We start from the raw sequence: 9,054 nt of genomic DNA, 5'->3' as shown, positions 1-9,054 counted from the left end.
GTCATCGAGTGGGCACATCGTGGACGCAACGGCGCGTATCACTGTCCGCGAGGGTGGCCAGGGGGAATCCCACAACGGAGTGGGTGTGGGGGGGGGGGGGGGGGGGGCCGCCCCCCCCCCCGGGGGCGGCCCCCATTCCCTCCCCCCACTCACTGCGGGGACGGGCCAAAACCACTCAGGGCCTCGTAAGACTCGGCACCGCCGTGGTTGCGTTGGGTTTCGGGGTTTTGTGAACCCCAGCGGGGCTCGTAAGACTCGGGTGCCGCCGTGGTTGCGTTCGAGGTTCGTAAGACTCGGCAGCCGGTGGGGGCATTGAGTTTCGGGGGCAACAACACAGCTTGGTCATCGAGTGGGCACATCGTGGACGCAACGGCGCGTATCACTGTCCGCGAGGGTGGCCAGGGGGAATCCCACAACGGAGTGGGTGTGCGGTGCCGTGCGGTGAGCACGGCACCGCGCCTTGCTTTCCGCACCCGGTGATCCACGAACCTGCGCCGACCGGACCTGTTTCCTGCCCGCTTACAGTGGGGTATGGCCGATTACGCGCATTCCCCGGCCGCGGAGGCCGGTCGCGCCGCCAAGGCGCGGCAGCTGGCCGGATATCTGTGGGACCGGGATATCTCCGGTTCCGAACTGCTCGGCCTGCCCGACGCCGTACGCCGCAAACTGGCGCGCGCGGCGGAGGTCAATCCGCCGAGTACCGCCGAAACATGGCGGTCGGTGGCTCGGCTGCTGGACGAGAAGGCCGCCTGGGCGCTCCGGCACCCGGACCATCCGGCGGCGCAGCGGCCCCATCGCGACGAGAAGCTCCTGTGGGTCAAACCGCCCGTTACCCCGTGGTGAAAGGTAACGCCGGCCGGACCGGCGAAACCACATGGTTCACCACCAGCCGGTAGCCATACCTATCTGTCGTTCGAGTTCCGGCGCCAGGGTGCGGGCGTAGCTGGCGCTGAGGTGATGCTCGTCGTGGTACACCAGCACATTGCCTTCGACCACCCGGCAGATCTGCGGACCGCATACCGAATCGGTGAGATCCAGCAGCCGCATGTTCGGGAACGCCGCGGCATGGACCAGGGCGGGATTCACCGGGGCGAGCGCGGCCGTGCGCTGCATACCGCAGGTCGCGCTGTCGCCACCGGCGGCCAGACAATCGACGGCGCTGTAGCGGACCCCCGTCGGGCTGCGCAGCCAGGGCGTATCCCGGATGGCGAGTACGTTCAGATGACGTTCGGCCAGCGCCGCCCAGACATCGAGATATTCGGCGGGGACCACATCGCCGCCGCTGGGCCAGATGGGGGCCGTGGCGGTGGTGAACACCCATTCGGGTGGATCGGCGGCCAGCAGGTCGATCACCTCGCGCGACCAGTCGCGGCAATCGGAGATATCGAGTCCGCGATATTGCGCGTCGTCGCGGATATTGAGCGAACACCCCATCTTCAGGTACACGACCACTTTGATGTCGTGCACTCTGGCCAGGGCGTCCATGGCCGGCATCCAGTGCTCGGTATGGGAGTTGCCCACCATGGCGATGGTGCGCGACCCGTTCGGATCCCCGTAGGTACAGGTCACCACTTCCTTGTTGAACCAGTCCGAGATACAGCCGTCCCGGGTGGGTGCCGGCAGATCGTTGGACGCCTCCAGGATCGACGGCCGCAGTTTCGCCACCGGCACCTCCGCGCCGGCGAACAGCGCCTCCGCGCCCGGATACTCGTTGACCGGTAGCGCCTCGACCGGCTCGGAGGGGGTCCGGGCCACTACGACCTGCCAGGACACGCAGGCACCCAGCACGAGCACCCCGACCAGGCTCACCGCCACCCCCGGGATCCGGCGCCGCCACACCGGCGTCACCACGGCCGCACCCGACCGCACCCGCAGCGGTTCCTCGATGAACTTGTTGGTCACCACCGCCAGGATCAAGGAGGCACCGATGACGAGCAGTCCCCCGCCCAGCCCGGCGTGCGGCTTCCCGGTCTGTACCAGGTAGTAGATGAGCAGTGGCCAGTGCCACAGATACAGCGAATAGGCGATGGCACCGAGCTCGACCATCGGCCGGCTGGCGAGCAGGCGGGTCACGATCGGCTGCCGCCCGCCCTCGCCGCGGATCCCGGCGAGGATCAGGACGACCGCGGCGCCCACCGGGAACAGGGCGGCCGGACCCGGGAACTGGCGGGCCCCGTCGAACAGCAGACCACATACCAGTACCGCGGTGAGGCCCGCGATACCCAGCACGGCCGCCAGGAAGCGGCCCGCCCGCCCGGAGCCCAGCCGCAACCAGGGCAGCGCCGCGGCCAGCAGGGCGCCGGTCAGCAGCTCCCAGGCGCGGGCGCCGCTGTCGTAGTAGGTCCACTCCTGGGACTTGGTCATCCAGGTGGCGGCGTAGACGAACGAGGCGGCGCCCAGCAGCAGCGCCAGTATCGCGATCGCCGGTCGCGCGGCCCCCGGCCGGCCGCCACGCCGGCACACCCAGGCGACCAGCCCGACCAGTACCACGATCGCCACGTAGAACTGGCCCTGCACCGCCATCGACCACATATGCTGCAGCGGGCTCACCGAGGGGTCCGCGGCCAGATAGCTCTCCGCGGCCTGGGCCAGGTACCAGTTCTGGTAATAGAGGGCCGTGGCCACGGTCTGGCCCGACATATTGCCCCAGGTCGAGTACGGCTTGGTGGCAACCGTGGCGACCGCCACCGCGGCCAGTACCACCATGAGCGCGGGCAACAACCGGCGCCCGGTGCGGGTCGCGACCTGCCGCGCGTCGATCCGGCCGGTGCGCTCCACCCGGCGCAACAGCATGCCGGTGAAGAAGAAGCCCGACAGCACCAGAAAGATATCGACGCCGCCGGACACCTTGCCGTACCAGACGTGGAAGGCGACCACCAGGGCGATGGCGATACCCCGGAGGCCGTCGAGGTCCAGCCGGTAATCGGCCGGACGGGCTGTGGCGCCGGGCCGCGCGGCCGGTTCCGGCGCAGCGGCGTCACGGTCCTTGATTCGCAACAACTGCTTTCTCCGACCTATCGAATTCCCCGCCCGGCCCGATGGGGGTCGAGTAACAGCAGCGGAGAACGAGCCTCGGACATAGCATGCATCCCTATCACAACGTGTGGTGTCCGGCGAATTCCACCTTCTGGACGGCAGGCTTCGCCACCGCGGCGGAGCCACCGCAGCATCCGGGGAGTACCCAGCCGCGACCCCGATTTCCCCTTGTCTTATCCAGGCCATACGAGTTGACAATCGAGGCGCCCCTCACAACAGTGGTAGCCGCGCGTTCTCCGTCGAACGCAAGTTCCACCCCCCAGCAGACATAGAGGAATTCATGAACGTACGCCAGCTCTATGTCAGCGCCGCCGCCGCGGGGCTGACCCTTCTGGCCGCTCCCGTTGTGGGCGCCGGTTCCGCACAGGCCCTCCCGCCGTTGGCGGGCACCGGCTCGTCGACGGTGGACGCCCTGCTCGGTGCCACCGGTTCGGCGCAGCTGGCGCAGACCGGCTCCGCCGGTGGCGCCTTCAAGAACTGTGACGAAGCGCGCGCCGCGGGCCGGGCGCCGATCTTCCGCGGTGAGCCCGGGTTCGCCCCGCACCTGGATCCGGACGGCGACGGGTTCGCTTGCCCCACCGTCTGATTCGATCCCACTGCGCACGAACGCCCGGTGACGGAGATTTCCGTCACCGGGCGTTGTCGTTTGTGGTGTTCAGCGCAGGATCTTGAACAGCAGCGCGCCCGCGAGCAGCGCGCCCACGCCGATGAGCGTGTACTTCACCTTCGGCTCGTTCACCTTGGCCAGCGCCAGCTGTTTGGTGCCCTCGGCGATGCGCTGCGGATCGGCCCGCACCGCGATCTCGTCCAGGGTGCTGGCCAACCGCTCCCGCGCGGCCTCGATCTCCTGCTCGATCCGCTCGGTATCCTTTGCCACCTTCACGCCTCCTGTACCTGGTCTGCCGCGTCCGCCGGCGGCCGATGATCACCCCTGGGTCGCGGCTGCCACCGCGGTGCGCCGGGGTTCGGGCTCGAGTGTATCCGTGGTCACCCGGGCGGCGGTTCGCTCGACCCCGGCACGGCCGGTCGCCCCGCCGCCGCGATACCACCGGCCCGCTACCGTCTCTCGCCGCGCCGAGTCCGCGTCCGGGAGTCGGATGGTTCGGTTACGGTGCGAGGGTGACCGATAACCAGCGACTCTCCCCGGGCGATCAGGCACCCGAATTCACCCTCCCCGACGCCGACGGCAACGAGGTGTCCCTGGCCGATTACCGCGGCCGCAAAGTGGTGGTGTACTTCTATCCTGCGGCGAGCACGCCCGGCTGCACCAAGCAGGCGTGCGATTTCCGGGACAATCTCGGTGAACTGAACGAGGCCGGTCTGGCGGTGATCGGGATCTCCCCCGACAAACCGGCCAAACTCGCCAAATTCCGCGACGCCGAACAGCTCAACTTCCCACTGCTGTCGGATCCCGATCGCAAGGTCCTCACGGAGTGGGGCGCCTTCGGCGAGAAAACCATGTACGGCAAGAAGGTGACCGGCGTGATCCGTTCCACCTTCCTCGTCGATGCCGACGGCAAGATCGAAGTGGCGCAGTACAACGTGCGCGCCACCGGGCACGTCGCCAAATTGCGTCGCGATCTCGCGGTCTGACCACCTACTCGTAGGAATCGATCAACCGCTCGTAACCGTCGAGCAGGAGATCCAGACCGGTGTCGAAGAACAATGTCGCCCACTGCTGATCGTCCTGTTCGAACGCCTGGGCCCGGACGGCCGTGATGAGGGCGGGAAACCGCTCCGGGTCCAGGCGGTCGACGATTCCCCAATCACCTTCGGACTCTTCGTCTTCGGCCTTGATCTCTTCCGCCAGCCGGGCCCGGCCGATGACATACAGCGACAGATTCATCACCAGCTGTAGTTTCAACGGCTCGGGTACGCGGGTCTCACCGAGCGCCGCCAGGCCCGTTTCCAGCCAGGCCATATTGTTGGGCCCCAGCGGCGGCGCGCTCATGCGCACATGCAGCCAGCCGGAATGCTTGCTGATGGTCCGGAATTCCGCCCGCGCCCACAGTTCGAGTGCCGCGCGCCACGGGGTGCCCGGCGGAATCTCCGGTGGGCTGCCGACCACCCGGTCCAGCGCGATCTCGAGCAGGGTCGCCTTGCTGTCCACATAGCGGTACAGCGACATCGCCGTGAAGCCGAGCCGCTCGGCCAGCCTGTTCATCGACAATGCGTCGAATCCTTCTTCGTCCGCGAGCTCGATGGCGGCGTCGACGATCTGTTCCAGGCTCAAGCCGCGGCGGGGGCCGCGCGTCGCGGCCGGGGCCAGCCCCCACATGAGCTCGACCGCCTTGGACAGCGGCGGGAGATCGGCGTCCGCCACCCACGGGCCGGCGATGTTCGCGCGTGTGCCGGCCGTCTCCGGGTTCGGCCCGTTCTCGCCTGCACCGGCCCTCGCCATCGATGTCCTTCCGTTGCGGTCCAGGGACGCCCGGGCGCGGTGTCCCCGCGCCCCCGCCGGCCTGCCGGCGATGGTGTTCGAGCACTACTACATCACCCGCGGCTCGGCTGTTGCGCTCCGGTTCGAACTGTGTACTCTTTAAACAGAATGTATGCCATATACAGTTTATGCGACATACAGTTTTCCGAACGGAGTTCACCATGACCGCCCCTCCTGCCATCGCCCTCGCCGGCCTCCGCAAATCCTTCGGCGCGCAACCGGTACTCACCGGTATCGACCTCGAGATCGACCGCGGATCGGTGTTCTCGCTACTCGGCCCCAACGGCGCCGGGAAAACCACCATGGTGCGCATCCTGGCGACCCTGACCGCGCCGGACGACGGCAGCGCGCAGGTCGCCGGGTACGACGTATCGCGTGAACCCGATCGGGTTCGTGCCTCCATCGGAGTCACCGGCCAGTACGCCGCCTTGGACAAGGTCCTCACCGGTACCGAGAACCTGCGCATGGTCGGGCGCCTGCTGCATCTCGGCCGGTCCGAGAACCGCCGGCGCACCACCGAACTGCTCGAGCGATTCGATCTCACCGACGCCGCGAACCGCCCCGCGAGTACCTACTCCGGCGGGATGCGCCGCCGCCTCGATCTCGCGATGAGCCTGATGGGCCGTCCGGAAGTGGTGTTTCTCGACGAACCCACCACCGGTCTGGACCCGCGCAGCCGGCGGGAACTGTGGCAGGTGATCCGCGAACTGGTCGATGACGGCGTCACCGTTTTCCTCACCACCCAGTACCTGGAGGAAGCCGATCAGCTCGCCGACCGGATCGCGGTCCTGCACGACGGACGTATCGTCGCCGACGGGTCCCCGGCCGAACTCAAACAACTCACCCCGGGCGGCCATATCCTGTTCCGCTTCGCCGACCGCGCGGACCTCGCCGCCGCCGCCCGCGTCACCGGATTCCCCGAAACCGATCCCGCCGAACTCACCCTGCAGATCCCCTCCGACGGCCGTGTCGCCCATCTCAAACGTCTACTGGACGAGTTCGCCGCCCTCGATATCACGGTCGAACAACTCAGCGTGCACACGCCCGACCTCGACGATGTGTTCTTCGCACTCACCAGCCGCCCGGCCGAGGCCATGGCGGCGGTGTCCTGACCACCCGATCTCCCGCAACCGTTACTCACAGAGAGTCATTCGCGTGACCACCCTCACCCATTCCGCCCAGGACGCGGCCACCATGACGGCCCGCAATCTGCGCCACACCCTGCGCAGTCCCGACGCGCTGATCAGCACCCTCGCCCTGCCGATCATGATCCTGCTGATGTTCGTCTACGTCTTCGGCGGCGCCATGGATATCGGCGACGGCACCTTCGTCGATTACGTGGTGCCCGGGATCATCCTGCTGTGTGCGAGTTTCGGTGCCGCGACCACCGCGGTCAGCGTGTCCGTCGATATCACCGAGGGCATCGTCGACCGGTTCCGCACCATGGCCATCAGCCGCTCGTCGTTCCTCACCGGGCATATCACCGAAAGCCTGCTGCGCAATATGGCGGCGACGGCGATCGTGGTCGCGGTGGCGCTGGCCATCGGCTTCCGGCCCACCGCCGATCCGGTGCGCTGGCTGGCCGCCGCCGCGGTGCTGGCGCTGGTGGTGCTGGCACTGTCCTGGATGTCCGCCTGCTTCGGGTTGATCGCCGGTAGTCCCGAGGCGGCCAACGGATTCACCATCTTCGCGATGTTCATTCCCTACGTGAGCAGCGCCTTCGTTCCGCCGGAGACCATGCCGAGCTGGCTGCGGGGTTTCGCCGAACACCAGCCGGTGACACCGGTGATCGAAACCCTGCGCGGCTTGCTGATCGGCACCCCGATCGGCAACAGCGCGCTCCTCGCGCTCAGCTGGTGGGGCGGCATCGCCGTGGTGTGCTACGTGACCGCGCTCGTGCTCTTCCATCGCAAGACCCGCGACTGACCCGCACTCCCCCGGCCCAACCGGGGTTGGGGGCCCCGGGGGGGGGGGGGCGGGGGGGGGGGGCAGGCACGCAAGGCGGGCCCGTGCCCCCCGCGACCCCCCCCCCCCCCCCCCCCTCGCGGGTGTGGGGGCCCCGGTTGGGGCGGCGTCCGAGTGGTGAGACATGACAGACTCGCCGTCACATTCCCGCACTCTCCCACCACCACCTTCGGCGTACCGCTAGCCTGGGACATGTGAACGTACGTACGGAGGCCACGGTGAAACGGCGTCCGGACCCTGCGCTGGAACTGGAACTGCAGGACGATCCGCAGGAACTCATGCCACGGCGGCGTCCGACGCAGGAGCGCAGCAAGCGGAAGTTCGACGCGCTGCTGCAGGCCTCCCGGGAACTTCTGGTCGAAGTGGGTTTCGAATCGTTCACCTGTGAAGAGGTCGCGGCCCGGGCCGAGGTCCCGATCGGCACGCTCTACCAGTTCTTCGCCAACAAGTACGTCATCGTCTGCGAACTGAACCGGCAGGATCTGGTCGCGGTATCCCAGGAACTGGCCGATTTCCACGGCGAGATTCCCTCGCTGGACTGGCTGCGCCATATGAACCAGTTCGTCGACCATCTGGCCAGCCTGTGGATGACCGACCCGTCCCGCCGCGAGGTCTGGCTGGCCATGCAGTCCACCCCGTCCACGCGAGCCACCGGCGCGATCCACGAAAAGGAATTCGCCGAGGTCGTCTCGCAGATGCTGCGCCCGCTGACCCCGCGCACTCCCCGCGGCCGCCGCACCATGATGGCCGAGGTGCTGGTGCACGTGGTGTATTCGATGCTGAATTTCTCGGTGCAAGACGAACAGAGCCACGCCGACGCGGTCGCCGAACTCAAACGGCTGATGGTCGCCTATCTGCTCGTCGCGGAGAAGGAATCCCGCACCGCCAGCGACCGCTGACCGGTCGCCGCGCCGGTGCGGTCCGAAACCACGGCAACACGGGCTGAACGCACGTGTACGGCGGACGTCACCACCCGGAGGCAGGGACATCCGCCGACTGTGCCGGCACGCTCAGCCGGCGGCCGCGACCTCGGTGATATCGGTGGTCACGGCAAGCGCGCGGGCGGCGGAGATATCGGCCTGCAACGACTGCACCCGGCCGTCGGCGAGTTCGAGCGAATCAGACCCGAGCAGCTGATGCAACGGGGCATCACCTGTCATCGCCACCGCGATAATCGCCTCGGCGGCCTTCGCGGGATCGCCGAGCTGTGTACCCGGCATCGCCAAATGCTGCTGCACCATTTCTCGGATCGCCGGATACGCGTCGCCATTCGCCTCCGACAAGCCCAGCGATACCGGGCGCAGGAAGTCGGTGCGCATATAACCCGGTTCGATCAGGTTGACCTTGATCCCGTGCTCGGCGACCTCGCCGGCGAGTGACTCCGTGAGTCCCTCGAGTGCGAATTTCCCGGCGGCGTAGAGACCCCAGCCCGGGAACGGCAGCAGGCCGACAATGGACGAGATATTGATGATGTGGCCGCTGCGTGGGGGCCCGGGAACCGGGCGCCCCGGCCCCCCCAACGTGCAAAGACCCCAAACCCGAGCCAAGAAAAAACCCCCCGGCGCCGCGGGGGGTTAAAACAACACCCCGGCGGGGGGGGCCGAGGCGCCCGA

Annotated in this window: 10 protein-coding genes; 6 read left to right on the top strand and 4 right to left on the bottom strand. The window is 67.9% G+C overall.

Translation table 11 applies throughout. From position 1 onward, the window contains the following. Positions 1 to 531 precede the first annotated feature (531 nt). The gene (locus QH276_RS01945; protein WP_280398556.1) at positions 532 to 843 is read left to right on the top strand and encodes a hypothetical protein; all 312 of its coding nucleotides are present in this window, start codon (positions 532 to 534) and stop codon (positions 841 to 843) included. A 36-nt stretch (positions 844 to 879) separates the two neighbouring features. On the opposite strand, the gene QH276_RS01940 is transcribed toward QH276_RS01945, so the two are convergent. Then, entirely contained in the window at positions 880 to 2,997 is a 2,118-nt protein-coding gene (locus QH276_RS01940) for an acyltransferase family protein (RefSeq protein ID WP_280398557.1), read from the bottom strand. A 319-nt stretch (positions 2,998 to 3,316) separates the two neighbouring features. On the opposite strand from QH276_RS01940, the gene QH276_RS01935 reads away from it, so the two are divergent. After that, complete coding sequence (locus tag QH276_RS01935; protein ID WP_033246004.1) at positions 3,317 to 3,622, top strand: excalibur calcium-binding domain-containing protein; 306 nt, start codon at positions 3,317 to 3,319, stop codon at positions 3,620 to 3,622. A gap of 69 nt (positions 3,623 to 3,691) precedes the next feature. Here the strand turns inward: QH276_RS01935 and QH276_RS01930 are convergent, their stop codons facing one another. Next, positions 3,692 to 3,913, bottom strand: a complete 222-nt coding sequence (locus QH276_RS01930) for a DUF3618 domain-containing protein (RefSeq protein ID WP_063130515.1) — start codon at positions 3,911 to 3,913, stop codon at positions 3,692 to 3,694. 242 nt (positions 3,914 to 4,155) lie between these two features. On the opposite strand from QH276_RS01930, the gene bcp reads away from it, so the two are divergent. After that, complete coding sequence (gene bcp / locus QH276_RS01925; RefSeq protein WP_280398558.1) at positions 4,156 to 4,629, top strand: thioredoxin-dependent thiol peroxidase; 474 nt, start codon at positions 4,156 to 4,158, stop codon at positions 4,627 to 4,629. A 4-nt stretch (positions 4,630 to 4,633) separates the two neighbouring features. On the opposite strand, the gene QH276_RS01920 is transcribed toward bcp, so the two are convergent. Next, positions 4,634 to 5,437, bottom strand: a complete 804-nt coding sequence (locus QH276_RS01920) for a TetR/AcrR family transcriptional regulator (RefSeq protein ID WP_280398559.1) — start codon at positions 5,435 to 5,437, stop codon at positions 4,634 to 4,636. Positions 5,438 to 5,637: 200 nt separating this feature from the next. On the opposite strand from QH276_RS01920, the gene QH276_RS01915 reads away from it, so the two are divergent. From QH276_RS01915 to QH276_RS01905, 3 genes are all read left to right on the top strand, one after another. After that, entirely contained in the window at positions 5,638 to 6,588 is a 951-nt protein-coding gene (locus QH276_RS01915) for an ATP-binding cassette domain-containing protein (RefSeq protein WP_280398560.1), read from the top strand. 82 nt (positions 6,589 to 6,670) lie between these two features. Continuing rightward, a complete protein-coding gene (locus QH276_RS01910) occupies positions 6,671 to 7,402 on the top strand; it encodes an ABC transporter permease (RefSeq protein ID WP_280398562.1) in 732 nt (243 codons plus the stop codon). 317 nt (positions 7,403 to 7,719) lie between these two features. Further along, the gene (locus QH276_RS01905; protein WP_280398563.1) at positions 7,720 to 8,340 is read left to right on the top strand and encodes a TetR/AcrR family transcriptional regulator; all 621 of its coding nucleotides are present in this window, start codon (positions 7,720 to 7,722) and stop codon (positions 8,338 to 8,340) included. A 111-nt stretch (positions 8,341 to 8,451) separates the two neighbouring features. Here QH276_RS01905 and QH276_RS01900 read toward each other — a convergent pair whose 3' ends face one another. Then, the gene (locus tag QH276_RS01900) at positions 8,452 to 8,988 is read right to left on the bottom strand and encodes an SDR family NAD(P)-dependent oxidoreductase (RefSeq protein ID WP_348536941.1); all 537 of its coding nucleotides are present in this window, start codon (positions 8,986 to 8,988) and stop codon (positions 8,452 to 8,454) included. Positions 8,989 to 9,054: the final 66 nt, after the last annotated feature.

The sequence above is a fragment of the Nocardia carnea genome, from assembly GCF_029869215.1.
In the GTDB taxonomy this organism is placed as follows: domain Bacteria; phylum Actinomycetota; class Actinomycetes; order Mycobacteriales; family Mycobacteriaceae; genus Nocardia; species Nocardia carnea_B.
The sequence above is the reverse complement of the archived record's forward strand: the minus strand, read 5'-3'. Positions and strand labels throughout refer to the sequence as shown.

Excerpts from the sequence above, each read along its gene's own strand:
- QH276_RS01945 (WP_280398556.1), top strand. The coding sequence starts at position 532 with ATGGCCGATTACGCGCATTCCCCGGCCGCGGAGGCCGGTCGCGCCGCC.
- QH276_RS01935 (WP_033246004.1), top strand. The coding sequence starts at position 3,317 with ATGAACGTACGCCAGCTCTATGTCAGCGCCGCCGCCGCGGGGCTGACC.
- QH276_RS01920 (WP_280398559.1), bottom strand. The coding sequence starts at position 5,437 with ATGGCGAGGGCCGGTGCAGGCGAGAACGGGCCGAACCCGGAGACGGCC.
- QH276_RS01915 (WP_280398560.1), top strand. The coding sequence starts at position 5,638 with ATGACCGCCCCTCCTGCCATCGCCCTCGCCGGCCTCCGCAAATCCTTC.
- QH276_RS01910 (WP_280398562.1), top strand. The coding sequence starts at position 6,671 with ATGACGGCCCGCAATCTGCGCCACACCCTGCGCAGTCCCGACGCGCTG.
- QH276_RS01905 (WP_280398563.1), top strand. The coding sequence starts at position 7,720 with ATGCCACGGCGGCGTCCGACGCAGGAGCGCAGCAAGCGGAAGTTCGAC.